We start from the raw sequence: 25,867 nt of genomic DNA on the forward strand, positions 1-25,867 counted from the left end.
CCATCATGTGAGACCTGGTGCGGGGCGGCGCCCGGGAACCCTAGCGTGCCAGGACATGACGACGACGGTCCCCGCCGCGCCGCGCACCACGCCACGGAGCGCGGCGGTCGGCAGCATGATCGGCACGACCATCGAGTGGTACGACTTCTACCTCTACGCCACCGCGACCGCGCTGGTGTTCAAGCCGCTGTTCTTCCCCAACGTCTCCTCGACCGCGGGCACGCTCGCGGCCTTCGGCACCTACGCGGTCGGCTTCGGCGCGCGGCCGCTGGGGGCGGTGATCTCGGGCCACCTCGGTGACCGGGTCGGCCGCAAGGCGGTGCTGGTCGGCGCGCTGCTGCTGATGGGGATCGCCACCACGGCGATCGGTTTGCTGCCCACGTACGCGCAGGCCGGGATCCTCGCCCCGGCGCTGCTGGTGGTGCTGAGGCTGTTGCAGGGGCTGGCCGTCGGCGCCGAGTGGGGCGGCGCGGCGCTGCTGTCGATCGAGCACGCCACACCCGGGCGGCGCGGGTTGTTCGGCAGCTTCACGCAACTCGGGTCGTCGGCGGGGATGCTGCTGGCCACCGGCGTCTTCTACCTCGTGCGCACGATCGCCGGCGACGCGTTCCTGTCCTGGGCGTGGCGGGTGCCGTTCCTGCTCAGCTTCGTGCTCGTCGTCGTCGGTCTGGTGATCCGGCTCCGGCTGACCGACGCGCCGGTGTTCGAGCGGCTCAAGGCGAGCGGGGAGACCGCCCGGCTGCCGGTCGTCGAGGTGCTGCGGACGCAGCCGCGCAACGTCGTGCTGACCACCGGGCTGCGGTTGTCGCAGATCGCGTTGTTCGTGCTGCTGACCACGTACTCGCTGACCTACCTGCAGACCACGTTCGGCGGGGACAGCGCCGTCGGGCTGATCGCGGTGATGGTCGCCTCCGCGATCGGCCTGGTGAGCACGCCGCTGTGGGGTTACCTGTCCGACCGGTTCGGGCGGCGCCCGCCGTACCTGTTCGGCTCGCTCGCCGGGATCGTGGCGCTGGTGCTGTTCTTCCTCGCCGCCGACTCCGGCTCCGCGGTGGCGGTGGTGCTGGCGATCGTGTTCGGCGTCAACGTGGTGCACGACGCGATGTACGGGCCGCAGGCGGCGTGGTTCGGCGAGCTGTTCGACACGCGCGTGCGCTACAGCGGCGCGTCGCTGGGGTACCAGATCGGCGCGGTGCTCTCCGGCGGGTTCGCGCCGCTGATCGCCGCCGCGCTGCTGGTGGCCGGGGACGGGCGGCCGTGGCTGATCGTCGCCTACTTCGCCGGGCTGGCGGTGCTGACGTTCGCGTCCGCGTGGTTCGCGCGGGAGACCAACTCCGGGGGCCTCGCATGAGCCGCATCTACCTGAACGCCTTCGACATGAACTGCGCCGGGCACCAGTCGGCCGGGCTGTGGAAGCACCCCGCCGACGAGGGGCACCGCTACACCGACCTGTCCTTCTGGCTGGACCTGGCGCGCACGCTCGAAGACGGCGGGTTCGACGCCCTGTTCCTCGCCGACGTGCTGGGCGTGTACGACGTCTACGGCGGGTCGAAGGACGCCGCGGTCGCCGACGCCGCGCAGATCCCGGTGAACGAGCCGACGGTGCTGTTGCCCGCGCTGGCCGCGGTGACCTCGCACCTCGGGTTCGGGGTCACCGTGTCGACGACGTACGAACAGCCGTACTCGCTGGCCCGTCGTCTGTCCACACTGGACCACCTGACGCGGGGCCGGGTCGCATGGAACATCGTGACGTCCTATCTGGACAGTGCGGCGCGCAACCTCGGCCTGGACGCCCAGGTGCCGCACGACGAGCGGTACGAGATCGCGGAGGAGTACCTCGAGGTCTGCTACAAGCTGTGGGAGGGCTCGTGGGAGGACGGCGCGGTCGTGCGGTCCGGCGGGGTGTACGCGGATCCGGCGAAGGTGCACGACATCGGGCACAAGGGCAAGTACTTCGCGGTGCCGGGGCCGCACCTGTCGGAGCCGTCACCGCAGCGCACTCCGGTGTTGTTCCAGGCAGGCGCGTCGCCACGGGGCGTGCGGTTCGCGGCGCGGCACGCGGAGGCCGTGTTCGTGTCCGGGCCGTCGCCGCGGGTGGTGCGCCGCTCGGTGGACGCGATCCGCGCCGGGGTGGCCGAGCAGGGCCGGGACCCGCGGGCGGTGAAGATCTTCACGATGCTGACGCCGGTGGTCGGTGAGACGTCGGCGGAGGCGGAGCAGAAGCTCCGCGAGTACCAGTCGCTGGTGTCCGTGCCGGGGGCGTTCGCGTTGTTCGGCGGCTGGACGGGCGTCGACCTGGCCGAACTGCCGGTGGACGAGCCGCTGACCTACCGGGACGGCGACGCGAACCGGTCGGCGCTGGCCGCGTTCACGACGGCCGAGCGGGCGTGGACGCCACGCGAGCTGGCCGGCTTCATCGGGCTCGGCGGGCGGGGCCCGGTCGTGACGGGATCCGGCCCGGAGGTCGCGGACGAGCTGGAGAGGTGGGCCGAGGAGGCCGACGTGGACGGCTTCAACCTGGCGTACGTGACGACGCCGGGCACGTTCGTGGACTTCGCGCGCTGGGTGGTGCCGGAGCTGCGCCGCCGGGGCCGGGTTCCGTCCCAGCCGGAGGGCGGCACGCTGCGGGAGCGGCTCGGCGGTGCGGGGCCGCGCCTGGCGGCCGACCACCCGGGCGCGGCTCACCGGCGCTGAGGCCGCTTCTCGCTCCAGGCGGCGATGGAGCCACCACCCAGGTCGGGCTGTTCGCCGCTGAGGTCGGCTGCTCGCCTCGGCAGCGATCCCTCACCGGAGTGGACTACCCGGTGCAGCCGACCCGGCGTGGGGAAGCGGCTCGGTGGCGGGGCCGAGCCCGGACACCCGGGCTCGGCTCATGGCCGCTGGGGCTGACGGGCGGAGGCTGCTTCGGGCTGCGGCTTGGCAGCCGGCCGTTCGGGTGGGGCTTGCCGCCGCTGAGGTCGCTGCTCGCCTCGGCAGCGATCCTCACCGGGTTGCCACCACTCAGATCGGCCGGTTTCCCACCGGCAGCGGCTCGGGTGGCGCCTTGCACGCCCCCCGGGGCGCTGTTCGGCGCCAGCCACGCGGACCCGGCCATGCGGGCGGGGCCACCCAGGCCCGGTCACGCCGCTGCCGCTGCGGCCGGCACCCGGCGCGGCTTGCCGTTCGCGGCGGCCGCCGTGCGGAGGGTGCGTGCGCTCCGGGAGCCGCTCGGCGGCGGGCTGACCGCCCGCCCACCCGGGCGCGGCGAACCGCCACCGAAACCCTTCACGCCGAAGCGCCTCCCGCCATCCGGGCGTGCTCGCCCAGCTCCAGCTCGATGAACGCGCCGATCATGGCGCGCCACACCGCCTCGGCGACCTCGGGGGCCAGCCCCGCGGCGGCCGCGCGTTCCCGCGCCGCCGCGACCACCTGCTCCACCCGGCCGGGCGCGCGAACAGCCTGCGAGTCGGCCTTGAACGCGGCCGCCGCGCGCACCAGGGACTGGCGGGTGGCCAGCAGGCCGGTCAGCTCGGCGTCGAGTGCGTCGATGCGGGCGCGGACCTCCGCCAGCGACTTCGGGGCGTCCGTCACCGGGGCCGCCACGGGCTGACGGTGTCCGTCGGGCGCGTCGGGTCGTGGAACTTCGGCTTGTCGGGCTCGTCGCGGCGCAACGGGACCAGGCCGGCCGTGATGGCGCGCATGATCTTCGCGTGCGCGCGCACCCCGGCGCCCGGCCGCTCCGGCTCGATGTCGCTCAGGTCCACCGGCTCGCCGAAGTGCACGCGGTACGTCGGCCGCCGCAGTGGCGCGGTCAGACCGGACCGGGCCAGCGGCAGCAGGTCCGCGGGACCCGTCACCTTCTCCGTGCCCCAGTACACGGCCTCGTGCGCGCCCCACTGGCTGACCGGCACCACCGGCACCCCGGCCGCGATCGCGAGCCGCGCGGCGCCCGTCTTGCCGCGCTCCGGCCACAGGCCCGGGTCGTGGCTGATCCGGCCCTCCGGGTAGACGATGATCGGGCTCGGCGTCGTCCGCATCTCCTCCACGGCCTGCTTGAACTGCTCCAGCGCGCTCGCCTTGCCGCGGTCGATCCGCATGTGCCCGCTGACCTTCAGCGCGGGCCCGATCACCGGCGCGTCCAGGATCCCGCCCGCCAGCATGAACCGCGGCGCGATGCCGATCCGGCGGCACGCGGCGATCAGCACGAACGGGTCGAAGACGCCGATGTGGTTGGACGCCATCAGGAACGGCCGTCCCCGCAGCTCCGGCGCGATCCGGCCGGTGATCCGCAGCCTGCCGGTCAGCGCGACGAGCCCCTGGTCCACCCGGGTCATGGTCCGCCAGACCGCCGGTGGCCTGCGGCGTGTCTGCCCGGTGTCGTCGGAGTGCAGCGCGAACATGGTCGTCAGCATGGCAGATCACCGGAATGGCGGATCAAGGTCCGCCGGTGAAGGCGAAGTTCCCGCTGTGCCGAGTGTGGCACCTGGGGTTGGTGGGGCCAGGCGGTTACCGTAGAGGCATGGCTAGCGGGGCGGCGACGAGGAGCAGCGGCACGAAGCGGACCGGCGGCAAGGGCAGCACCGCGCGCAGGAGCACGCGCGGCGCGGCCAAGTCGCGGCCCGCGGCCTCGCGTGCCCGCAAACCGGCCCCGAAGAAGAAGGCCGGGACGTTCGGCAAGGCCGTCCGCGGCGGCTGGAACCTGCTGGCCAAGGGCCTCGGCAGCCTGGTGCGCACCGTCGGCCGCGGCCGGGAGCTGGAGCCCGAGCACCGCCGCGACGGGCTCGCCCTCGGCCTGATCGCGCTGGCCCTGATCGTCGCCGCCGGCGTGTGGTGGCGCGCGGCCGGGCCGGTCGGCGGCTACGTCGAGCTGGCCACCCGCACGATCTTCGGCGCCGGCGCGGTCACCCTGCCGCTGGCGCTGGTGGTCTCCGCCGTGGTGCTGATGCGCACCGAGCCGCAACCGGAAGTCCGCCCGCGCATGGTCATCGGCACCATGCTGGGCGTCCTCGCGTTGCTGGGGCTGCTGCACCTGTTCAACGGCCGCCCGCACGACGCCGAGAACCAGCGCTACGCGGGCGGGATCCTCGGCTTCCTGTCCGGTGACCTGCTCGCCCAGGGCGTGACGGCCTGGGTCGCGGTGCCGCTGCTGTTCCTCGCGCTCGCGTTCGGCCTGCTCGTGTTCACCGCCACCCGCATCCGCGACATCCCGCACCTGGTGCGCACCTGGGGCCTGGACCCGGAGGAGCTGGCCGAGGAGGAGGCGCAGCGCGAGGCCCGCGCCGAGCGCCGCGACGAGGTCACCGAGGCCGACCCGAAGTCCGTGCGGCTGCGCAAGCCGTCCCGCCGCCGCCAGGCCAGCGGCGCCGACCCCGAGCAGCTGGACATCGAGTCCGCGCTGGCCGAGCCGCCCTCGCCGGCCCGCCCGCCGAAGCCGGTGCCCGCCGCGGTGCCGGAGAAGAAGCCGAAGAAGCCGGAACCGGTCATGGCGGTCACCCGGACCGTCGAGGGCGACTATGAGCTGCCGCCGGCCGACCTGCTGCAGCTGGGCGACGCGCCGAAGACCCGCAGCAAGGCCAACGACGCCATGATCGAGGCGATCACCGGCGTGCTGGAGCAGTTCAACGTCGACGCGCAGGTCACCGGCTTCACCCGTGGCCCGACGGTCACGCGCTACGAGGTCGAGCTCGGCCCGGGCGTGAAGGTCGAGAAGATCACCGCGCTGACCAAGAACATCGCGTACGCGGTGGCCACCGACAACGTCCGCCTGCTCGCGCCGATCCCCGGCAAGTCGGCGGTCGGCATCGAGGTGCCCAACTCCGACCGCGAGATGGTGCGCCTCGGCGACGTGCTGCGCTCGTCCACCGCGGGCAAGGACACCCACCCGATGGTCATCGGGCTCGGCAAGGACATCGAGGGCCACTTCGTCACCGCGAACCTGACGAAGATGCCGCACCTGCTGGTCGCAGGCTCCACCGGTTCCGGTAAGTCGAGCTTCGTCAACTCGATGCTGGTGTCGCTGCTGGCGCGGGCGACGCCCGAAGAGGTGCGGATGATCCTGATCGACCCGAAGATGGTCGAGCTGACGCCGTACGAGGGCATCCCGCACCTGATCACGCCCATCATCACCCAGCCGAAGAAGGCGGCCGCCGCGCTGGCCTGGCTGGTGGAGGAGATGGAGCAGCGCTACCAGGACATGCAGGCCAACCGGGTCCGGCACATCGACGACTTCAACCGCAAGGTCAAATCGGGGGAGATCACCGCGCCGCCGGGCAGCGAGCGCGTGTACCGGCCGTACCCGTACATCATGGCGATCGTCGACGAGCTGGCCGACCTGATGATGACCGCGCCGCGCGACGTCGAGGACGCGATCGTCCGGATCACGCAGAAGGCCCGCGCCGCCGGGATCCACCTGGTGCTGGCGACGCAGCGCCCGTCGGTCGACGTCGTCACCGGCCTGATCAAGACCAACGTGCCGTCGCGGCTGGCGTTCGCCACGTCGTCGCTGACCGACTCGCGCGTCATCCTGGACCAGCCGGGCGCGGAGAAGCTGATCGGCATGGGCGACGGCCTGTACCTGCCGATGGGGGCCGGCAAGCCGGTCCGCATCCAGGGCGCCTACGTCGGCGACGACGAGATCGCCTCGATCGTGAACTTCACGAAGGAGCAGGCGCAGCCGGAGTACCAGGAGGGTGTCACCGCCGCGAAGGCCGGGGAGAAGAAGGAGATCGACCCGGACATCGGCGACGACCTCGACGTCCTGCTGCAGGCGGCCGAGCTGATCATCACCTCGCAGTTCGGGTCGACGTCGATGCTGCAGCGCAAGCTGCGGGTCGGCTTCGCCAAGGCCGGGCGGCTGATGGACCTGCTGGAAACGCGCGGCGTGGTGGGCCCGTCGGAGGGCTCGAAGGCCCGCGACGTGCTCGTCAAGCCGGAGGACCTGGAGGGCACGCTGATGCTCATCCGCGGCGGCTCGATGCCGGACGACGACGGCGAGGCGGACTAGATGAGTAATTCCGATCTCGGTTAGTGGTCGTAGGCGATCAGGGATCGGGTGGTGGGTTGGCGGTGGCGGTGGTTGTGCCGGATGGCGGCGGCGAGGGCGAGGAGTCGTTGTGCGATGCGGGCGGCGACTCCTTCGGTGGTGCGACCGCCGTGCAGCTCGAGGTCGAGTTGGCCGTTGAGGGTGGCGTTGACTGATTCGATGAGTTGGCGGACCGGTTTGAGCAGGTGCTGGGCGGGGTGCGGGGTGCGGTTGCGGTAGGACGGTCGCCGCAGTCGCACTCCGCGGTCGGCGTCCAGCACGGCCATCAGCACCTGGCGCTCGTCGATTTTGGGGTCGGCCAGCGCCCAGGTGACTGGTAATCCGGCTGGGGTGCAGATCAGGTGCAGGCGCAGGCTCCAGAAGAAGCGGGAGTGGCTGGCGCAGTAGCCGTGCCCACCGCCAGCGTCAGCAGCTCGGCATCTGAGAGCCGGGGTGGCCTGCCGACACGGGCGGGCGTACCGAGGTGGTCATCGATCTTGACGTACAGTGCGGTCAGAAGGGTGTTCAGGTCGGTCCTCACAAACTGATCTTGAACACCCTTCACCCATCTCCACACACCACCCCGACTTAGGACTTATTCGTCTAGGAGCCGCCGAACTGGCGGACCGCCTGGTAGTACGTCCAGGCCGTGCCGTTGCAGCGCCAGTCGCCGTGACAGATGGTCTTCAGGTCGGTGTAGAAGTTGTCGTCGATCTTCTTCCGGTTGGCGCTGGTGAACCGGTCCTGCCGCTTGTAGTTGCGGTAGCCGAAGTCGTGCCGGTGGCAGGCGGGGGAGAAGTCGAACCCGAGCGGCTTGTCCGGCGACCACGAGCAGGTGTCCGACGACCAGTCCAGCTTCGCCGCGTACGGCCGGTCCGCGCGGATCTGCTCGAACCGGCTCAGCGACGTGCCGAAGAGGTAGGTGTCGGTCACCGACCGGACGTCGACCGCCTGCGCGGTGCCCGCGCCGGCGACGAGTGCGGTGGCCAGAGCGGCCGTGGACAGCAGACGACGGGCGGCGGCGCGCATCCGGGGCTCCTCGCTGATCAGGGGGACGACCATGATCAGCTTCCGGCCGAGGGATCACGGCCACCAGCCCCGAAAGGTGGATACCGGGCGAACTTCACCCGGCGGGCGCAACCGCTACAGCTCCAGGAGCATCCGCGTGTTGCCGAGCGTGTTCGGCTTCGCGTAGGGGAGTTCGAGGAACTCGGCCACGCCCGGGTCCACCGAGCGGCGCATCTCCTCGTACACCGAGCTCGGCACCGGTGTGCCGTCGATCTCGGTGAACCCGTGCCGCGCGAAGAAGCTCGTCTCGAAGGTCAGCACGAAGATCCGGCGCAGCCCCAGTTCCCGCGCCAGCGAGATCAGCTGCGCGACCAGCCGGTGCCCGATGCCCTGCCCGCGCATCCGCTTGTCGACCGCGACCGTGCGGATCTCCGCCAGGTCCTCCCACAGGACGTGCAGCGCGCCGCAGCCCAGTATTTCCCCGTCGCGGTCGGCGACCCAGAACTCCTGCATGTCCTCGTACAGGGTGACGAGCTCCTTCTCGAGCAACACCCGCCCCGCGTCCGCGTCCACCAACGCCTTGATCTTGCGGACATCCGAGATCCGGGCCCGCCGGATCTCGACGGTAGGGGAAGGATCACCGTGCACTGATCGACCGTATCGGGGCGGGGGCGGGCCTGTCGCGGTGGGTTCGGCCACGCCCGCGCCCGCCAGCTACCCTGAGTGTCGTGTCTTCTGCCGCCACCGAGCCCTCCGGCCGTCGTGTCTCCCTGTTGACCCTGGGCTGCGCCCGCAACGAGGTGGACTCCGAGGAGCTGGCCGGCCGGCTCGCCGAAGGGGGCTGGGAGCTCGCCGACGAACCCGAGGGCAGCGACGTGATCGTCGTGAACACCTGCGGTTTCGTGGAGTCGGCGAAGAAGGACTCGGTCGACACGCTGCTGGCCGCCGCCGACACCGGCGCGAAGGTCGTCGCCGTCGGCTGCATGGCCGAGCGCTACGGCGCCGAGCTGGCCGAGAGCCTGCCGGAGGCCCACGCCGTCCTCGGGTTCGACCACTACAACGACCTCGCGGCCCGCCTGGACGACGTCGCGGCCGGCCGCACCATCGCCTCGCACACCCCGGGCGACCGCCGCAAGCTGCTGCCGATCACCCCGGTCGAGCGCGCCGCCGCCACCGAGGACGTGTCGATCCCCGGCCACGGCTGGGGTCCCCGCGTGCTGCGCAACCGGCTGTCCGACTCGCCGGTGGCGGCGCTGAAGATCGCCTCGGGCTGCGACCGCCGCTGCTCGTTCTGCGCGATCCCGTCGTTCCGCGGCTCGTTCGTCTCGCGCCACCCGGACGAGATCCTCGCCGAGGCCGCCTGGCTGGCCGGCCAGGGCGTCAAGGAGCTGTTCCTGGTCAGCGAGAACTCCACGTCCTACGGCAAGGACCTGAGCCGCGACCTGGGCGGCACCCGCGCGCTGGAGCGGCTGCTGCCCCAGCTGGCCGGGATCGAGGGCATCCAGCGGGTCCGCGTGTCCTACCTGCAGCCCGCCGAGACCCGCCCGGACCTGGTCCGCGCCATCGCGACCACGCCGGGTGTGGCGCCCTACTTCGACATGTCCTTCCAGCACTCCAGCGAGACCGTGCTGCGCCGGATGCGCCGCTTCGGCTCCACGAAGTCGTTCCTCGCGCTGATCCAGCAGATCCGCGAGTACGCGCCGGAGGCGGGCATCCGCAGCAACGTGATCGTCGGCTTCCCGGGCGAGACCGAGGACGACGTCGCCGAGCTGGAGCACTTCCTCACCGAGGCCGGGCTGGACGCGGTCGGCGTGTTCGGCTACTCCGACGAGGACGGCACCGAGGCCGAGACCTACGACGGCAAGATCGACCCCGAGGTGGTCGCCGAGCGCGTCGCGCGGGTCTCCGCGCTGGTCGAGGAGCTGACCGCGCAGCGCGCCGAGGACCGCGTCGGCGAGATCGTCGAGGTGCTGGTGGAGGAGGCCGACGACGAGGAGGTGTCCGGTCGCGCGGCGCACCAGGCGCCCGAGGTCGACGGCGCCTGCATCGTGCTCGACGGCGACGGCCTCGAGGCCGGGCAGATGGTCCGCTGCCGGGTCGTCGGCTCCGAGGGCGTCGACCTGCTCGTCGAGCCGGACACGGGCAGATGAGCGCCGCGGCGGAGGAGTCGGCGCAGGCGGGCGGGGAGGCCGGCCCGCCCCACCGCGAGCCCGAGCCGACCCCGGTCCCCACGCTCAACGTCGCGAACCTGCTGACCCTGTCCCGGATCATCCTGGTCCCGCTGTTCGTGCTGGCGCTGTTCGCAGGCGGCGGCGAGGACACCGGCTGGCGGATCGGCGCGACGGTGCTGTTCGCGATCGCGTCGCTGACCGACCAGGTGGACGGCTGGGTCGCCCGCCGCTACGGGCTGATCACCGACTTCGGCAAGATCGCCGACCCGATCGCGGACAAGGCGCTGATCGGCGCGGCGCTGGTGGGCCTGAGCCTGCTCGGCGAGCTGCCCTGGTGGGTGACCGTGGTGATCGCGGTCCGCGAGATCGGCGTCACCCTGCTGCGGTTCTGGGTGATCCGGCACGGCGTGATCCCGGCCAGCCGCGGCGGCAAGGCCAAGACGATGACCCAGATCCTGGCGATCGTGACCTACCTGCTGCCGCTGCCGGACGGCGCGCTGCCGGTCCAGTGGGCGCTGATGGGCCTCGCGGTGGCGCTCACCGTCCTCACCGGCGCCGACTACGTCGTGCGCGCCGTGCGGCTGCGCGCGGCGGCCCGGGCATGACGTCGGCGCGCCCCGTGGTGGCCGCGCTGGTGCGGCTCGGGCAGACGGTGGCCGCCGCGGAGTCGCTGACCGCCGGCCTGGTCACCGCGACGCTGACCGAGGTGCCCGGCTCCAGCGCGGTCGTGCGCGGCGGGCTGGTGGTCTACGCCACCGACCTCAAGGCGAAGCTCGCCGGGGTGGACCCGGCGCTGCTGGCCGCGCACGGCGCGGTGCACCCGGAGGTGGCGGCGCAGCTCGCGGAGGGCGCGCGGGAGCGCTGCGGCGCGGACTGGGGACTGGGGCTGACCGGCGTGGCCGGGCCGGACCCGCAGGACGGCGTCGCCCCCGGCACCGTGCACATCGGCCTCGCCGGGCCGGCCGGCCGGGACGTGCGCACCCACTGGTTCGAGGGCGACCGCGCGGCCGTCCGGCGCGCGTCGGTGACGGCCGCGCTCGACCTGCTGGGGGAACATCTCACTTGATCGGGGCGTTCGCCCTGGGCGTATCCCCGTGTCAATCGCTGCGAGGAGGCGCTCGAACTGGGTAACGTGGTCGGTATCAGGAAGGGAGGCGCGCGATGACCGTGCTCCTGCGCGAGGCGATCGGCGACCGGCTCCGGCATGCCCGCACCAACAAGCGTCGCACACTGCGCGACATCTCCCGCGCCGCCAAGGTCAGCCTCGGCTACCTGTCCGAGGTGGAGCGCGGGCAGAAGGAGGCGTCCAGTGAACTGCTGGCGTCCATCTGCGAGGCGCTCGAGCTGCCGCTGGCCGAGCTGCTGAGCAACGTCGCCGCCGACATCTCGGCTCTGGAGAGCGTGGACGTGCCGACGATGCCCGAGACCGCCGAGAGCGAGGGCCGCGTGCGCAAGACGGGTGCGCCGTCCGCCGCGACGGGCCGGCTCGAAAGCGGCCGCCTCATCGACGGCGTGATCGGCAACGACCTGTCGGACCTGCGGGTTTCCGGTCAGCGGGTCGGGCCGTCGCTGCGCACCACCATCCGCGCGCCGAAGATGGTCGCGGTCTGATCACCCGCTGAGAACATCCGACGAGAAGGCCACCGTCCGGGCGCCGCGCGCCCCGGCGGTGGCCTTCGCGCGTCCGGTCCGGGGAGGCCGGTCAGGGTCGTCCCTGAAATCCCCCGGGGTCGCCTGGAACACACGGGCGCGACCTGACACGATGGAACCCACCCCGGGGTCGCGGCGTTGCTCAGACAGGGGAGAGACGACGCCGGGCGACCATCGGCGACACCCAGGCAGGGATCTAGAAGGCAGGCGGAGGAGATGGCCAACCCTTTCGTGAAGTTCTGGAAGTACCTCATGGCGTCGTTCTCGTCGAAGATCGACGAGCACGCCGACCCGAAGGTGCAGATCCAGCAGGCCATCGAGGAGGCGCAGCGCAACCACCAGGCGCTCTCCCAGCAGGCCGCCGCGGTTATCGGTAACCAGCGGCAGCTGGAGATGAAGCTCAACCGCCAGCTCGCCGAGGTCGAGAAGCTGCAGGCGTCGGCGCGGCAGGCGCTGGTGCTGGCCGACGAGGCTCGCGCCAAGGGGGACGAGCAGAAGGCCCAGCAGTACGAGGTGGCCGCGGAGTCGTTCGCCACCCAGCTGGTCACGGCCGAGCAGAGCATCGAGGACCTCAAGACGCTGCACGACCAGGCCCTGCAGGCCGCCGCGCAGGCGAAGCAGGCCGTCGAGCGCAACTCGGCGATGCTGCAGCAGAAGCTGGCCGAGCGCACCAAGCTGCTCTCGCAGCTGGAGCAGGCCAAGATGCAGGAGCAGGTGTCGGCCTCGCTCAACCAGATGTCGCAGCTCACCGCGCCGGGCAACACCCCGTCGCTGGAAGAGGTGCGGGAGAAGATCGAGCGCCGCTACACCACCGCGCTGGGCCAGGCGGAGCTGGCGCAGAACTCGGTGCAGGGCCGCATGCTCGAGGTGCAGCAGGCCACCACGCAGATGGCGGGCAGCTCGCGGCTGGAGCAGATCCGGGCGTCCATGCGGGGCGACTCGGTCGCGCAGGTGACCTCCGGCTCCGGTGAGAAGGCGGCGTCGCCGGCGGCGGACATCCAGCGCGAGATCGAGTCGCGCGTCCAGGCCGAGCAGCAGAAGAACCAGGCCTGAGCGGGTAGGCGATGGCGTCGGGCAGGCGGGACTTCTCGCAGTTCCAGGCGAAACTGGAAAAGCACATCGAGCGCCTGCCCGACTACGCGCAGCGCGCGCAGCAGAAGCTGCAGCGGTACACGGAGCAGGGCTCGTCCGGCTCGGGGACGCGGCCGAAGGTCGTCTCCCAGGCGATGCCGGTGCTCAACGAGGCCCGCGCGAAGTGGGTCGCGTGGAACTCGCCCGAGGCGAAGCTGGCGCGGCGCAAGCAGCGGACCTCGCGGGCGCTGACGCTGTGGATCATGGCTTCGGTGCTGTTCGTGCTGTACGCCGTGATCGGCTGGTTCGGGCTCGCCGGGGCGGGCGGAGTGGCCGAGGCGGCGCCGGGGATCTTCGGCGCGGTCGTGTTCACGACGTTGTCGGTGCGCTCGGGGCTGCGGCTGCGGCAGCTGAACCGGGTCGTGCTGCCGGTCAGCACCACCCCGCCGCCGCTGCCGCCGTCCGGTTCCGCGGCACGCCCCGCGATGCAGCGGCTCGCCGAGTGCGAGTCGACGCTGGCCGACCTGCTGCGGCAGTTGTCGGAGCCCTCGGCGCTCGGCGCGGCGCCGGTGCCGGAGTACTCGGTGGCCGACGCCCGGTCGACGGCCGCCGAGGCCGCGACGGCGCTGCGGGCGCTGGCCCTGCGGATCCAGTCGATCGAGCGAGCACGCGACGCGGCCCCGGCCGGCGAGCGGGCCGCGCTGGACTCGGCGATCGCCACGCTGCGGGAGCAGCTGGACGACGGGGTGGAGAGCTTCGGAGCCCTGGTCGCCGCGGCGGGCCGCGCGGTCGCCGCGAGCAGCCACGGCCTCGCCGACTCGCGCCTCTTCCTGACCGACGCGACCGACCGGCTCGCCGGACTGGCCCTGGCGCTCCGCGAACTCTCCACCTGACTCCGGGCCCCACCGGCTCGCGGCCCACGCGTGCGGGGCGGTGGTGGGCGGGAGTGGCGCGTGCGGCGCGGCGGGTTCCATGTCGGTGGGCGCGAGTCCCGCGCTGCTCGGCGGGAGTTGCACGGTCGGCGCGGCGAGTCCCGTACTGGTCCGCGCGAGTCGCGCGTTCGGCGCGGCGGGTTCCATGTGGTGGACGCCAGCTCCGCGCTCGGCGCGGTGGGTTCCTCGGTGGTGGGCGCGAGTCCCGCGTTCAGCGCGCGGCGGGTTCCATGTAGGTGGCCGGGAGTGGCGCGTGCGGCGCGGCGAGTTCCGCGACCGTCCGCGAGTCCCGCGTGCGGCGCGGTGGGTTCCGCGGTGGTGGCGCGAGTCGCACGTTCAGCGTGGCGGGTTCCATGTAGGTGGCCGGGAGTGGCGCGTGCGGCGCGGCGAGTTCCGCGGTGGTGGACGGGAGTGGCGCGTGCGACGCGGCGGGTTCCACGATCGTCCGCGAGTCCCGCGCGTGACGCGCGAGTCCCGCGTTGGTGGGCGCGAGTCGCACGCTCGGCGCGGCGAGTCCCGTGTTGGTCCGCGCGAGTCGCACACTCAGCGTGGCGAGTCTCATTTGATCGGCGCGGGCGGCACCTTCCTCGGTGCGCACTCCGGCCCGGCGCACGCCATGCCGTGCTCGGCGGGCACGGTGCCACCGGCACCGGCGACCCGAGCCACCCGTCAAGCCGCCGTTCGGGGTGGTGCTGCCTCGAGCGCGCATCGGATTAACGACAAATTGACCATGCCCGTCGCGGCGTAACCGCGGCGGAACATCGCCTCCCTACCGTCGGAGGATGGACAACCCGCCGCTTCCGCCCGAGCCTCCTCCGCCTCCACCGGCGCCGGCCAGTGCGCGGCGTGCCGTGGCCGCCGCCCTCGACCTCATCGCGATCGCCGACCGGCCGGAGCTGTGGGCCACCCTCCGCGCGGACGAGGACGTCCTCGTCGACGCCAAGGCCGTCGACGACCACGGGGGCCTCCCGCTCGCCGGGCTGCTCGCCGCCGTCGAGGACGGTATCTCACCCACCGCGGACCCGGTCCGGCGGCTGGCCGAGGCCGGCGCCGTCGTCCTCGGCACCGCCCGCGGCGGAGCGGACGCCGCCGAGCTGGTGGCACTCGGGCTGATCGGCCTCGCCCTCACCACGCAGGCGCCCCAGCGACCGGACGTCGTCTGCCTCACCCCGACCGCCGGGCTGCTCCCCGCGGCAGGCGCCGTCGTCGCCGGCACCCTCGCCGACGGCTGCCGAGCCCTGACCGCCCTCACCGATCCCGGCGCCTGGCCCGCCGACGTCCGCCTCGCCGCCGGAGAACGCCCCCGGCTCACCGTCTCGACCAAGCACCGGACCACGCTGCGCCACGCCGTGGGGGAACTGCTCGTCGCCGGGGCCGAAGTGACCACAATGGACACCGCCACCTCGATGGTCCCCCTCGGGCAGCGCACCGAGACGTCCGACGGCCCGGAGGTCAGCGCACACGGCGTGCGCTTCCGCGGCCGCCCCTTCGACGACCAGGTGCTCATCGACCTTGCCGCCCTGCTCACCGGCGAACAGCTGAAGAACCCTTACCCCGCAACGGGAACCGCGCTCGTCGTGTTCGGCGCGCACCTGCGCGGGCAACCACGCAACGCCGAGCTGCGCGACCTCGGCGCCCGCTTCACCGGCGAGGTCCGCACCGCGCCCCGCTACCGGATGCTCGCCCTCGACGGCCAAGCCGGCGTGCACCCGGGCGACGACGGCGCGGCACTGCGAGGCGAACGCTGGCTGCTCGCCCCGGGCAGCCTCGCGCGGTTCCGGGCCGCGCTGCCGCCGCCGATGACGCTCGGCCCGGTCGAACTGGACGACGGCGAAACCGCCACCGCCCTGCTCAGCCACCCGGCACCGGCCCCCGACATCACGGAGTTCGGGGACTGGCGGGCCTACCTGCGTCATCGGACCGCGAACCGGCCAGGGCTCGGTTGATGCCGCGCACCAGCCCGGGCCCGTGCAGGGCGAACCCGGTGTAGAGCTGGATCAGGCTCGCCCCGGCGTCCAGCATCCGCCGCGCGTCGTCGCCGGTCGAGATCCCGCCCACGCCGATGATCGGCACCGTACCCTCGGTGTGCCGGTGCACGAACTCCACGACCTCCCGCGCCCGCTCGGTGAGCGGCCTGCCGGACAGCCCGCCGGTCTCCGCGCCCACCGCGGCTTCGTCCGCGGCCAGCCCGTCCCGGCCCAGCGTGGTGTTGGTCGCGATGATCCCGGACACGCCGTGCTCGTCGCACACCTCGAGCAGCTCGGCGAGCGCGTCGTCGGTCAGGTCGGGCGCGACCTTGACCAGCAGCGGCGTCGCCGGCTTCCCGGCCGCCGCGGCCAGCTCCTCACCGGTGCGGCCCAGCTCCGCGAGCAGCTCGGCCAGCGCCTCCCGGTCCTGCAGCGCCCTCAACCCGGGCGTGTTGGGGGAGCTGACGTTGATCGCGAAGTAGTCCGCCCACGGGTACAGCGCCCGCAACGACTCCTGGTAGTCGGCTACCGCCTCCTCCAGCGGGGTCGCTTTGGACTTGCCGATCGACACGCCCAGCGGGATGTCCGGCTTCCCCTTGGCGGCCAGCCGCTGCGCCAGCGCGGCCGCGCCGGAGTTGTTGAACCCCATGCGGTTGATCACCGCGTCGCTGTGCGGCAGCGTGAACAGCCGCGGCTTCGGGTTGCCCGGCTGCGCGAGCCGCGTGACGGTGCCCACTTCGACGAACCCGAACCCGAGCGCGGGCCACGCCGCCAGGGCGCGCCCGTCCTTGTCCATCCCGGCGGCCAGGCCGACCCGGTTGGCGAACCGCAGCCCGAACAACGTCACCGGGTCCGAGACGGCGAACCGGCGCCGCGCCGCGGCCAGCGCGGGCGGGACGTCGGCGAGCCGGGACAGCACGCGGAGGGTGCGTTCGTGCACCTTCTCGGGGTCGTTGTCGTTGAGCCGGTAGAGCGCGGGACGGATCAGCCTGTCGAAGAGCACGTCCCCATCTTCGCTCAGCGCCGTTTCCACTCCGACGACAGCATGGCGTAGACGAGCTCGTCGGTCCACTCACCCTTGACGAGCTCGTTCTCCCGCAGGTGCGCCTCGCGCCGCATGCCCAGTCCCTCCATCAGGGACGCCGAGGCCACGTTGCGGCTGTCGCAGCGGCCGTGGATGCGGTGCAGGCCCAGTTCGTCGAACCCGAGCCGGAACAGCTCGGTGGCCGCCTCGGCGGCGTAGCCCTTGCCGTGGTGCTGGGGGTGGAACACGACCCCGATCTCGCCGCTGGCGTGCTCGCGGCTGGTCCACCACAGGGTGAGGTCGCCGATCAGCTCACCGGTGTCGATCAGCTCGACGGCGATGGCCAGGTACTCGCCGGGCTCGGTCAGCGTCGAGCGGGCGATCTTGTCCTCGAGGACGGCCGCGGTCTCGGCGCGGGTGCGCGGTTCCCAGTAGAGGTACCGCGTGACGTCCGGGCGGGACTGGAAGGAGTGCAGCGCGTTCAGATCCGCCTTGGTGAACGGGCGGAGGATCAGCCGTGCGGTCTTCAGCGGGTACGCGGGCTGCAGCACCGGCGAAGGATAGCGCGCCCCGGACGATCTTCGGGGGCGTTTCCCGGAGAATTAGGGGATTGGGGGGAACCCCCGGCGCGACTCCCGACCGTCGTCAGCCGTTCGGGCCCGAGCCGGACCAGTGCTCGGAAACGCCGGGGGGCGGTGGCTGTCTGGTATTCACCAGCAGTCCAGGGTGTGGCATCCGCTAGCGGACAGCCACCTCACGAGTCCCGTTGCTACACAACTTTGGACCACCTCCTTTCCCGTGTACCAGCAACGCTAGGCGTGCCGGTGCCCCTGCGGCAACTGCATTTCCGGGCCGGCGGGCGTGGCCGTTCTCACCCGCGCGGAGGGGAATTTTCCGCCCGCCCCCGCGCCGCGCACTGGATCGATCCATGCCGGAATGCCGGGTTTCGGGCCTCCCCGGCAGGTGTACCCGATCGGGTGACCGGGGGGCTGGTTCGCACCAACGGGAGAGAATGCGATGTCCACGTCCGTGGTCGTTCTGATCGTCGTCGTCGCGATCGTGGTGATCCTCGGGATCGCCCTGCTGGCCCGCGCCCAGATGCGGCGCAGGCGCCTGCAGGAGAGGTTCGGGCCCGAGTACGAGCGGGCCGTCGAGGGCGGCAAGAGCAAGCGGGCCGCCGAGCGCGACCTGGCCGAGCGGGAGAAGCGGCACAGCGAGCTGGACATCCGGCCGCTGCCGGACACCGCCCGCCAGCGCTACCGCCAGCAGTGGTCGCTGGTGCAGCAGCAGTTCGTCGACCGGCCCGGCGCGGCCATCCTGGAGGCCGACCGCCTGCTCACCTCGCTGATGGCCGAGCGCGGCTACCCGACCGAGGGCTACGAGCAGCAGCACCGGGACCTCTCCGTCGAGCACGCCGACACGATCGAGCACTACCGCCGCGCCCACGACATCACGCAGGGGCACCAGCGGACCGAGGCGTCCACCGAGGACCTGCGCAAGGCGATGGTCCACTACCGGCAGGTGTTCGAGGACCTGCTCGGCGACGCCGACGTCCGCCCCGGGCAGGAGGGGGACCGCCACCATGCGCGCTGAGGACCGCACCGCCGACGGCCTGAGCACCGACGACCTGGTGACGCCTCGTCAGCAGGAGTCGCAGCGGGAAACTCTGGGCGCACAGCAGGATCCGGCGCCTCAGGGATCACCCGCGCAGCCGATGGCCGAACAGCCGGCCGGGCGCACCATCCCGGCCGAGGCCGCGGCGAGCCAGGGCGTGACCGAGGAACCGGCCGGCAGGCAGGCCGACGGCGAGGAGCGCGTCGAGCTGTTCCGCCCCGAGCAGGTCAGCGAGTTCCGCGACCGCTGGCGCGAGGTGCAGACCTCGTTCGTCGACGATCCACAGCGGACGCTGCGGGACGCCGACCAGCTGGTGGCCGAGGTCATGCAGGCGCTCGCGCAGACCTTCGCCGACCACAAGCACGGGCTGGAGGCCCAGTGGCAGCGCGGTGAGGCCGCCACCGAGGACCTGCGGCTGGCGCTGCGGCGCTACCGGACGTTCTTCAACGAGCTGCTGCGCAGCTGAGGCGAGGGCCCGCGCTGGCAGCGCGGGCAGAACCAGGTGGGGCGCGCCTGGACGTCGTGGGGGTCCCGGCCCTGGTCTTCGACCCGGAGCCGGCCCCCGCACCGGAAGCAGCCCTGCCTGGTTCGCTCGTACACCCAGTTCCGTCGGCCGCGGGCGAGGTCGCCGGTGGTGCTCTGCTCGTGCCGCCAGGCGTTGGCCAGCAACAGCTTCCGCGCCAGCCGGACCACCTTCGCCGCGTCCAATTCGGACACCGGTGTCCACGGCGTCACGCCGAGCAGGAAGCAGATCTCGCACTTGTAGAGGTTGCCCACACCCGCCATCAGGCGCTGGTCGAGCAACGCGAGCCCGAGCTCCCGGCCCGGTTCACGCGTCAGCGCCGCCACCGCGCGGGCCTCGTGCTCGTCGCTCCACTGTGGATCGAGCAGGTCCGGCCCGAGGTGGCCGACCAGGCGGGACTCCTCTGCGGTGGGCAGCAGTTCCAGGTCGTGCACGCGGAACCCGACGACCTGCACGCCCCCGGCCTCCAGCACCACCCGCGCGTGGTGCGCCGGGTGCCGCCAGCGGGAACCGGGCCGGGTGATCTCCCACGAGCCGTCCATCTTCAGGTGGCTGTGCAGGCTCAGGTCCGGCGAGAAGCGGAAGAACAGGTGCTTGCCCACCGTCCGCACACCGAGCACCGTCGAGCCGGCCAGGTCGGTGGTGGCCAGCGCCGGGTGCCGGAAGTCGGTGCGCGTCAGCACGCGGCCGGCGAGGGCCTTCTCGACCTTCTTGCCGGCCAGGAAGACCGTGTCACCTTCGGGCATCGTCCGCGGTCCGCGCGATCCGGGGGATCGGGCCGGTGCTCTCGGCGGGCGGCTCCCGGTCGATGCGGTGCCGCCCGGCCCGGTTCGAGCGCAGGATCTTGGCCAGCACCATGTTGAAGGTCAGCGCGACCTCCTGGGCGCCGGGGGAGTGCCACTCGTGGATGGGGCTGCACGCGCCCTGCGCCTGCTGCACCGCGAGCCGGTCCGGGATCGCCGTGGGCATCACCAGGCCGCCGAAGGACTCGCGCAGTTCGGCGATGCGGAACTGGTGCTCGTGCGAGCGCGGCCGCAGCCGGTTCACCAGCACCCCGGCCGCCTTGAGGTCCGGGTTGTGCTCGTCGCGGATCCGCTCGATCGCCTCCAGCGCGCGCTGCGCGCCGCTCACCGCGTACATCGTCGGCTCGGTGACCAGGATCGCGCTGTCGGCGGCGACCAGGGCCGACTTCGTCAGCCGCCCGAGCGAGGGCGGGCAGTCCAGGATCGCCAGCTCGTACGGGCGGCCGCGCAGAGGGCGCTCGTGCAGCTCGTCGAGCGCCAGGGAGAGGTTGCCGACCTTGTCGTCGTCCGGCCCCGGCTCGTTGAGCAGTTCGAGTTCCTCCGCCCCGACCAGCACGTCCACCTCGGGGCTCCACGCGCTCGGCGCCACGGCCTGCCGCAGCACGTCGCGGACCGGGGTGGCGAGCACGTCGGCCAGCGTGGCCTCGGTGTAGGGCGGGTCGAGGGTGGCGGTGGCGTTGCCCTGCGGGTCGAGATCGGCCACCAGCGTGCGCGCTCCCCTACGGAGCGCAGCCGAGGCGATGCCCAGCGCGACCGTGGTTTTGCCGACACCACCCTTGAGGCTGAGTACGGCGACCGTGTGCACGGGGTCGAGCGTAGCCGGAGTGCCACGGCGAGCGCCCGGACCGGGCTCACTACGCTGTCCGCCATGCGAACGGACACCGGGACAGCACGCGGCTCCGGCACGGTCTGGCGGGCACTGCGGGCCGAGCTCGACCGGGCGCGGGAACGAGGCACCAGCGAACCGGCCGTCGTCGACGTCGGCGGCGGCAGCGGGGTCTGGGCGGTGCCGCTGGCCGCCGAGGGCTGCCGGGTGACGGTGGTCGAGCCGAGCCCGAACGCGCTGGCGACCCTGCGGCGGCGCGCCGAGGAGGCCGGCGTCGGCGGGGCGATCACCGTCGTCGCCGACGACACCGACGCGCTCGCCGCTCGGATCCCGGCCGGCTCCGCCGACCTGGTGCTGGCGCACGGGCTGCTCGAGGTCGTCGACGACCCCGCCGCGGTGGCCGGCGCGCTGGCCGGGATCGTCGCGCCGGGCGGCGCGGTGTCCGTGCTGGCCGCCAACCGGCACGCCGCGGCGCTGCACCGCGCCCTGGGCGGCCGGGTGCGCGAGGCGCACGTGCTGCTCACCAGTTCCGACGGCGTGCTCGCGGACGACGGGGAGACCCTGCTGCGCCGCTTCGACGCCGACGGCCTGCGCGGCCTGCTGGCGGGCGCGGGACTGCGCGTCGAGCTGCTCCAGGGCGACGGCGTGGTGTCGGACGTGCTGGGGGAGGTCGAGTCGGAGCAGTACACCGCCGACGACCTCGCCGACTTCGAGGCCGCCGCGGGCGCGATCCCGCCGCTGCGCGACCTCGCCAGCCGCCTGCACCTGCTCGCCCGGCTCTGACCGGAATTGTCGGACCCCCTGCGTAGGCTCGTCCGCGATGGGTAGGAACGCGGCCCTGCCGGCCGGATACGAGCGGTTCCGGGTGAGCGCGGGGCACACGCCGGACGACACGGGCTGCGGGCTGCTGCACGTCGACATGGACGCGTTCTTCGCGGCCGTGGAGCTGCGCACGCGGCCGGAGCTGGTGGACAAGCCGGTGATCGTGGCGGGCGCCGGCCCGCGGTCGGTGGTGACGTCGGCGAACTACCCGGCGCGCGAGTACGGCGTGCGGGCGGCCATGCCGGTCGCCGTGGCGCGCCGGCTGTGCCCGCACGGGGTGTTCCTGCCGCCCACGCACGGGCTCTACGGCGAGGTGTCCAAGGGCGTGATGGCGATCTTCCGCGAGCTGACGCCGCTCGTGGAGCCGCTGAGCCTGGACGAGGCGTTCCTGGACGTCAGCGGCGCGCTGCGGCGGCTGGGGGAGACGCCGGCGGGCATCGCCGCGCTGATCCGCCGCCGCGTCCAGGCCGAGCACGGCATCACCTGCTCGGTCGGAGTCGCGTCGGTGAAGTTCGTGGCGAAACTGGCGTCGGGCATGGCGAAGCCGGACGGCGTGGTGGTGGTGCCAGCCGGGCAGACCCTGTCGTTCCTGCACCCGCTGCCGATCTCCGCGCTGTGGGGCGTGGGGAAGAAGACCGAGGAGAACCTGCGGCGCCTCGGGCTGGCCACGATCGCCGACATCGCGGCGGCGCCGCTGCCGCGGCTGCGCAAGGCGGTCGGCAACGCCGCGGCCGAGCACCTGCACGCGCTGGCGCACGGCCGCGACGAGCGCGGCGTGGTGGTCGACTCGCCGGAGAAGTCGCTGGGCGCCGAGCACACCTTCGACACCGACCAGCGCGACCCGAGGGTGCTGGAGCGCGAGCTGCTGCGGCTGTCCGAGCGCGTCGCGGAGAGCCTGCGGCGGCGCGGGCTGCGCGGTCGCACCGTGTCGATCAAGGTGCGGTTCGCCGACTTCCGCACGATCACGCGGGCGCGGACCCTGCCCGCGGCCACCGACGTGGCGCGGGTGATCCACTCGACGGCGGTGGCGCTGCTGGCGGAAGCGGTCGCCGGGGCCGATGTCCGCCTGCTCGGGGTGCGGGTGGAGGGGCTGACCGGGGAGGCCGAGCCGGAGCAGCTGACCTTCGACCAGCCCGCGCCGCGCTGGCGGGACGCGGAGGTGGCGGCGGACGTGGCGCGGTCGAAGTTCGGTTCCGCCGCTGTGCGTCCGGCGTCACTGCTCGTGCCGGACCCCGACCCGCCTCGGGGGGAACCCTGAGCCGTGTGAAACGTTGAGCAGAGGGACGACGACAGCCCAGCAAGACCACCAGCGCCCAGGCCGGCGGGGAGATTTGAGCCAAACGGGGCACAGGTTGGAGCGGGATCGGGTAGTCCTGATCGCGAAGGACTCGTATCCTGGAGAGTGACACCACTAGGGGTGTCTGTTGGGTCCAGGACGTTGCGCGGCCCGGCGCCCGCGACAGCTGTGCCGGAGGAGGAAAGATGCCACTCTCCGAGCATGAGCAGCGGCTGCTCGACCAGATCGAGCGCGAGCTCTATGCCGAGGACCCCAAGTTCGCGTCTACGGTGCGCGGTGCCCGGTTCCGCCGGCCCGCCCGCCGCCGCCGAATCCAGGGGATCGCGCTGTTCGTCGTCGGGGTCGCTCTGCTCGTACTGGGTGTGATGGTGCGGGCTCTGTGGGTCGCCGACGTGCCGTTGATGAGCGTGTTCGGTTTCGTCGTGATGTTCGCGGGCGTTCTGCTCGCGGTCATGTCCGGACGTGGTGGGGGCGACGGCAAACAGGGCGGCGCCAAGGCCGCCAAGGCCAAGAGCTCCTTCACGCAGCGGATGGAAGAGCGGTTCCGCCAGCGCTTCGAAGAGCAGTAGTTCTTCTCCGCGAGGTGCCTACGCCCGTCCGGGCGTAGGCACTTTCGCATGGTCGCCCTCGGTGGAGCTGAGGTGGCTCCGGGCGCGTCGAGGCCGGCCCCAGCGGCGTGGCAGCGCCGAAGCGCGCCCGCTCAGGACCTCGCGCCGGTGCTTGTCCGAACGGTGACCCTTTCAGGCCCCGCTCAAGACTTCGTGTGGGTGGTGGCCCGGGCCGTGAGCCGCCAAGCCCCGTTCTCCGGCGGGTCGGCGCCGAGGTGGCTCTGAGCGCTGGCGGGTCTTCCGGGGCGTGGCGGGAGCAGCGCTCAAGGCCCCTTGCGGGTGGTGGCCCGGGCCGTGAGCCGCCAAGCCCCGTTCTCCGGCGCGTCGGCGCCGAGGTGGCTCTGAGCGCTGGCGGGTCTTCCGGGGCGTGGCGGGAGCAGCGCTCAAGACTTCGTGTGGGTGGTGGCCCGGGCCGTGAGCCTTCAGGGCCCGTTCTCCGGCGCGTCGGCGTCGGGGTGGCTCTGAGCGCTGGCGGGTCTTCCGGGGCGTGGCGGGAGCAGCGCTCAAGACCCCTTGCGGGTGCTGGCCCGGACCGTGAGCCGCCAAGTCCCGTTCTCCGGCGCGTCGGCGCCGAGGGCGATCAGCGCGCAGGCCCGGCCCTGGTCGTGCAGGGACTGGGTGATCGTCGTGAGGCCTTCCCGCTCCGCTTCCGGGCCGTCGTCCCACCCGGCGAGCGCCACGTCCGCCGGCACGCGCAGCCCCCGGCGGCGCGCCGCGTCGAGGACGGCGAACGCGAGCTGGTCGCTCATCGCCACCACCGCGTCGGCGCCGGTGTCCAGCAGCGCGTCGGCCTGCGCGGCCGCTTCCGTCCGGTCGTTGCGGGCCACCACGGCCACCGGCAGCGCACGGGTGTCCAGGCCCGCGTCCCGGCAGTGGTCGAGGATGCCGCGAAGCCGGTCGCGCGTCACCGGGAACTCCACGCCATCCGGGTCCGGCCCGGTTGCCATCCGGGCCGTGCGCTCGCGGCCGAAGGGAAAACTCAGCACCGCGGGCCGCGCCGCTCCGGCGAAGACGTGCGCGGCCAGTTCCCGCGCCGAGGCCCGGTTGTCGATCGTGACCACCCGCGCGCCGTCCATGGCCGGGCCGCCGTGCACCGCCACGGGCTTGCCCAGCCCGGTCACCACGGGGAGCACCGGATCGCTGTCGGCGGTCGTCCACAGGATGTAGCCGTCCACCGACGCCGACGTCACGCGCTCGACGTCGGTGTCCCCGCCGGTGGTCGGGATCAGGTTCAGGCCCGTCCCGCGCTCCCGGCAGACCTCGGCGACCCCCGTCAGGAAGCTGCGCGCCTGCGGGTCTTCGAAGGCGTAGGCGAGGTGCTCGCCCAGCACGACCCCGATTGTGCCGGTGCGCCGACGACGCAGTGACCGTGCCGTCGGGTCGGGACCGCGGTAGCCCAGCTCGGCAGCGACCGCGCGCACCCGGCGCAGCGTCTCCGGCGCGACGCGATCCGGCTGGTTGTAGCAGTAGGACACCGTCATCGGCGAGACGCCGCTGCGGCGCGCCACCTCGGCCATGGTGACTCGGGACGTTCCGGGGCTGGACATGGCCCCAGCCTAGCTGTGTATCGTTACACAATGCGAGCCGGAAGGACGAGCGTGGCGCTGGGAGCGCTCAGCGCCGCGTGCTTCGTGTCCGTGACCTCGGAAAACCTGCCCGTCGCCCTGCTGCCGCAGCTGGCGGCGGGGTTCGGTGTGCCCGGCTCGGCCGTCGGGCTGCTCATGACCGGCTACGCGGTCGTGGTCGCGGTGTCGGTCGTGCCGCTGGTCGCGCTGACCGCGCGCTGGGACCGGCGCATGGCCGTGCTGGTCACGGTCGGGGCGATCGCGGTGTCGAACCTGCTGCTCGCGCTCGCGCCCGGGTACGCCGTCGCGGTGCTCGCCCGGGTGGTCGCGGCGGCCGGGCACGGGGTGTTCTGGTCGGTGGTCGCGCCGATGGCCGCCCGGCTGCTCGGGCCGGACCGGGCAGGCCGCGCCACCGCGGTGGTGTTCGCCGGGAACTCGCTGGCGTTCCTCTTCGGGCTGCCGCTGACCTCGTGGCTGGCGGGGACGATCGGCTGGCGGGCCACTGTCTTCGCGGTGGCCGCCGCGGCGGCGCTCTCGGCGGTGGTTATCCGCGCGAGCGTCGAACCGACGCCTGCCGGGCCGCGGGCATCGCCGCGCGGGTCGCTGAACCGCGCCCTCCTGCCGGTCAACCTGGCCACGCTGGTGGTGGTGACCGGGCACTTCGCCGTGTTCACCTACATCACCGCGATCATCGCGGAATCCGTCCACCTCACCGGTCCGGCGACCTCCGGCCTGCTGTTCGCGCACGGCGTGGCGGGCCTGCTCGGCCTGGTCCTGATCGGCAGGCGGGTGGACAGCCACCCGCGCGGCACCGCGCTGCTCGTCACGGCCGGTCTCGCGGCGACCATGCTCGTGCTGCTGTTCGCCGGATCCGGCGTGGTCGCGGCCGCCGCGGTCGTGCTGTGGGCCGTGCCCGCCGGCGGCATGGGCGTGGTGCTGCAGGCCGCCGTCCTGCGCGTGGCGGACCGGCCGGACCTGGCGTCCGC

26 protein-coding genes and 1 pseudogene are annotated in these 25,867 nt (G+C 73.0%); 16 read left to right on the forward strand and 11 right to left on the reverse strand.

Translation table 11 applies throughout. From position 1 onward, the window contains the following. Positions 1-55 precede the first annotated feature (55 nt). Together ABZ193_RS01120 and ABZ193_RS01125 are read left to right on the forward strand one after the other, a co-directional pair. On the forward strand, positions 56-1,351 hold the full coding sequence (locus tag ABZ193_RS01120; RefSeq protein WP_354708381.1) for an MFS transporter: 1,296 nt from the start codon (positions 56-58) through the stop codon (positions 1,349-1,351). Beyond that, entirely contained in the window at positions 1,348-2,694 is a 1,347-nt protein-coding gene (locus tag ABZ193_RS01125) for an LLM class flavin-dependent oxidoreductase (RefSeq protein WP_354708382.1), read from the forward strand. Before ABZ193_RS01120 ends, ABZ193_RS01125 begins: the two co-directional genes overlap by 4 nt. Before the next feature lie 570 nt (positions 2,695-3,264). Here the strand turns inward: ABZ193_RS01125 and ABZ193_RS01130 are convergent. After that, entirely contained in the window at positions 3,265-3,582 is a 318-nt protein-coding gene (locus ABZ193_RS01130) for a chorismate mutase (protein WP_020422100.1), read from the reverse strand. Continuing rightward, positions 3,567-4,391 carry a lysophospholipid acyltransferase family protein gene (locus ABZ193_RS01135; protein WP_020422101.1) on the reverse strand — a complete coding sequence of 275 codons (825 nt, stop codon included), beginning with the start codon at positions 4,389-4,391 and terminating at the stop codon, positions 3,567-3,569. Before ABZ193_RS01135 ends, ABZ193_RS01130 begins: the two co-directional genes overlap by 16 nt. Positions 4,392-4,498: 107 nt before the next feature. Between ABZ193_RS01135 and ABZ193_RS01140 the strand changes: the two genes are divergently transcribed. Beyond that, complete coding sequence (locus tag ABZ193_RS01140; RefSeq protein WP_354708383.1) at positions 4,499-6,982, forward strand: DNA translocase FtsK; 2,484 nt, start codon at positions 4,499-4,501, stop codon at positions 6,980-6,982. Between the two features lie 20 nt (positions 6,983-7,002). Here ABZ193_RS01140 and ABZ193_RS01145 read toward each other — a convergent pair. The 3 genes and pseudogenes from ABZ193_RS01145 to ABZ193_RS01155 all read right to left on the reverse strand — a co-directional run bounded on the left by ABZ193_RS01145 (position 7,003) and on the right by ABZ193_RS01155 (position 8,656). Next, positions 7,003-7,541 (reverse strand): annotated as a pseudogene (locus ABZ193_RS01145) (hypothetical protein). A gap of 62 nt (positions 7,542-7,603) precedes the next feature. Next, complete coding sequence (locus tag ABZ193_RS01150; protein WP_354708396.1) at positions 7,604-8,029, reverse strand: phospholipase; 426 nt, start codon at positions 8,027-8,029, stop codon at positions 7,604-7,606. A gap of 114 nt (positions 8,030-8,143) precedes the next feature. Then, a complete protein-coding gene (locus tag ABZ193_RS01155; RefSeq protein ID WP_017981804.1) occupies positions 8,144-8,656 on the reverse strand; it encodes an amino-acid N-acetyltransferase in 513 nt (170 codons plus the stop codon). 80 nt (positions 8,657-8,736) lie between these two features. On the opposite strand from ABZ193_RS01155, the gene rimO reads away from it, so the two are divergent. The 6 genes from rimO to ABZ193_RS01185 all read left to right on the forward strand — a co-directional run bounded on the left by rimO (position 8,737) and on the right by ABZ193_RS01185 (position 13,793). Then, positions 8,737-10,158, forward strand: coding sequence for a 30S ribosomal protein S12 methylthiotransferase RimO (gene rimO / locus ABZ193_RS01160; RefSeq protein ID WP_237337403.1), 1,422 nt, complete (start codon positions 8,737-8,739; stop codon positions 10,156-10,158). After that, positions 10,155-10,784: a CDP-diacylglycerol--glycerol-3-phosphate 3-phosphatidyltransferase gene (pgsA, locus tag ABZ193_RS01165; protein ID WP_020422106.1), complete on the forward strand. Its 630-nt coding sequence runs from the start codon at positions 10,155-10,157 to the stop codon at positions 10,782-10,784. Before rimO ends, pgsA begins: the two co-directional genes overlap by 4 nt. Continuing rightward, a complete protein-coding gene (locus ABZ193_RS01170) occupies positions 10,781-11,245 on the forward strand; it encodes a CinA family protein (protein ID WP_027936477.1) in 465 nt (154 codons plus the stop codon). Before pgsA ends, ABZ193_RS01170 begins: the two co-directional genes overlap by 4 nt. 95 nt (positions 11,246-11,340) lie before the next feature. Then, positions 11,341-11,790, forward strand: a complete 450-nt coding sequence (locus ABZ193_RS01175; RefSeq protein WP_354708384.1) for a helix-turn-helix transcriptional regulator — start codon at positions 11,341-11,343, stop codon at positions 11,788-11,790. Positions 11,791-12,045: 255 nt separating this feature from the next. Then, positions 12,046-12,882: a PspA/IM30 family protein gene (locus ABZ193_RS01180; RefSeq protein ID WP_237337405.1), complete on the forward strand. Its 837-nt coding sequence runs from the start codon at positions 12,046-12,048 to the stop codon at positions 12,880-12,882. 11 nt (positions 12,883-12,893) lie between these two features. Beyond that, positions 12,894-13,793: a hypothetical protein gene (locus ABZ193_RS01185; protein WP_354708385.1), complete on the forward strand. Its 900-nt coding sequence runs from the start codon at positions 12,894-12,896 to the stop codon at positions 13,791-13,793. A gap of 250 nt (positions 13,794-14,043) precedes the next feature. On the opposite strand, the gene ABZ193_RS01190 is transcribed toward ABZ193_RS01185, so the two are convergent. After that, a complete protein-coding gene (locus tag ABZ193_RS01190) occupies positions 14,044-14,373 on the reverse strand; it encodes a hypothetical protein (RefSeq protein WP_237337407.1) in 330 nt (109 codons plus the stop codon). A 310-nt stretch (positions 14,374-14,683) separates the two neighbouring features. Here ABZ193_RS01190 and ABZ193_RS01195 point away from each other — a divergent pair, with 310 nt between their 5' ends. Beyond that, positions 14,684-15,778: an amidase gene (locus ABZ193_RS01195; protein WP_354708386.1), complete on the forward strand. Its 1,095-nt coding sequence runs from the start codon at positions 14,684-14,686 to the stop codon at positions 15,776-15,778. Here ABZ193_RS01195 and ABZ193_RS01200 read toward each other — a convergent pair. Both ABZ193_RS01200 and ABZ193_RS01205 read right to left on the reverse strand, forming a co-directional pair. Next, complete coding sequence (locus ABZ193_RS01200) at positions 15,711-16,802, reverse strand: quinone-dependent dihydroorotate dehydrogenase (protein ID WP_237337409.1); 1,092 nt, start codon at positions 16,800-16,802, stop codon at positions 15,711-15,713. The two genes, ABZ193_RS01195 and ABZ193_RS01200, sit on opposite strands and share 68 nt — an antisense overlap. A 14-nt stretch (positions 16,803-16,816) precedes the next feature. Next, on the reverse strand, positions 16,817-17,374 hold the full coding sequence (locus tag ABZ193_RS01205) for a GNAT family protein (protein ID WP_020423354.1): 558 nt from the start codon (positions 17,372-17,374) through the stop codon (positions 16,817-16,819). Between the two features lie 466 nt (positions 17,375-17,840). Between ABZ193_RS01205 and ABZ193_RS01210 the strand changes: the two genes are divergently transcribed. Beyond that, positions 17,841-18,416 carry a hypothetical protein gene (locus ABZ193_RS01210; RefSeq protein WP_020423355.1) on the forward strand — a complete coding sequence of 192 codons (576 nt, stop codon included), beginning with the start codon at positions 17,841-17,843 and terminating at the stop codon, positions 18,414-18,416. Further along, the gene (locus tag ABZ193_RS01215) at positions 18,406-18,903 is read left to right on the forward strand and encodes a hypothetical protein (RefSeq protein ID WP_354708387.1); all 498 of its coding nucleotides are present in this window, start codon (positions 18,406-18,408) and stop codon (positions 18,901-18,903) included. The genes ABZ193_RS01210 and ABZ193_RS01215 overlap by 11 nt, the downstream gene beginning before the upstream one ends. Here the strand turns inward: ABZ193_RS01215 and ABZ193_RS01220 are convergent. After that, positions 18,867-19,706 (reverse strand): DNA-formamidopyrimidine glycosylase family protein, encoded by an 840-nt coding sequence (locus ABZ193_RS01220; protein WP_354708388.1) that lies wholly within the window; start codon positions 19,704-19,706, stop codon positions 18,867-18,869. The two genes, ABZ193_RS01215 and ABZ193_RS01220, sit on opposite strands and share 37 nt — an antisense overlap. Then, positions 19,693-20,568 carry a ParA family protein gene (locus ABZ193_RS01225; RefSeq protein ID WP_237337411.1) on the reverse strand — a complete coding sequence of 292 codons (876 nt, stop codon included), beginning with the start codon at positions 20,566-20,568 and terminating at the stop codon, positions 19,693-19,695. The genes ABZ193_RS01220 and ABZ193_RS01225 overlap by 14 nt, the downstream gene beginning before the upstream one ends. Before the next feature lie 63 nt (positions 20,569-20,631). On the opposite strand from ABZ193_RS01225, the gene ABZ193_RS01230 reads away from it, so the two are divergent. From ABZ193_RS01230 to ABZ193_RS01240, 3 genes are all read left to right on the forward strand, one after another. Beyond that, positions 20,632-21,372, forward strand: coding sequence for a methyltransferase domain-containing protein (locus tag ABZ193_RS01230; protein ID WP_354708389.1), 741 nt, complete (start codon positions 20,632-20,634; stop codon positions 21,370-21,372). A gap of 37 nt (positions 21,373-21,409) precedes the next feature. Beyond that, positions 21,410-22,669: a DNA polymerase IV gene (gene dinB, locus ABZ193_RS01235; RefSeq protein ID WP_020423360.1), complete on the forward strand. Its 1,260-nt coding sequence runs from the start codon at positions 21,410-21,412 to the stop codon at positions 22,667-22,669. A 224-nt stretch (positions 22,670-22,893) separates the two neighbouring features. Next, positions 22,894-23,277 (forward strand): DUF3040 domain-containing protein, encoded by a 384-nt coding sequence (locus ABZ193_RS01240; protein WP_020423361.1) that lies wholly within the window; start codon positions 22,894-22,896, stop codon positions 23,275-23,277. A gap of 542 nt (positions 23,278-23,819) precedes the next feature. Here the strand turns inward: ABZ193_RS01240 and ABZ193_RS01245 are convergent. Then, positions 23,820-24,863, reverse strand: coding sequence for a LacI family DNA-binding transcriptional regulator (locus ABZ193_RS01245; RefSeq protein ID WP_354708390.1), 1,044 nt, complete (start codon positions 24,861-24,863; stop codon positions 23,820-23,822). A 30-nt stretch (positions 24,864-24,893) separates the two neighbouring features. Between ABZ193_RS01245 and ABZ193_RS01250 the strand changes: the two genes are divergently transcribed. Further along, the coding region (locus ABZ193_RS01250) for an MFS transporter (protein ID WP_354708391.1) at positions 24,894-25,867 on the forward strand (974 nt) is incomplete at its 3' end.

Source organism: Amycolatopsis sp. NPDC006125 (assembly GCF_040614195.1).
Taxonomy (GTDB): domain Bacteria; phylum Actinomycetota; class Actinomycetes; order Mycobacteriales; family Pseudonocardiaceae; genus Amycolatopsis_E; species Amycolatopsis_E tucumanensis.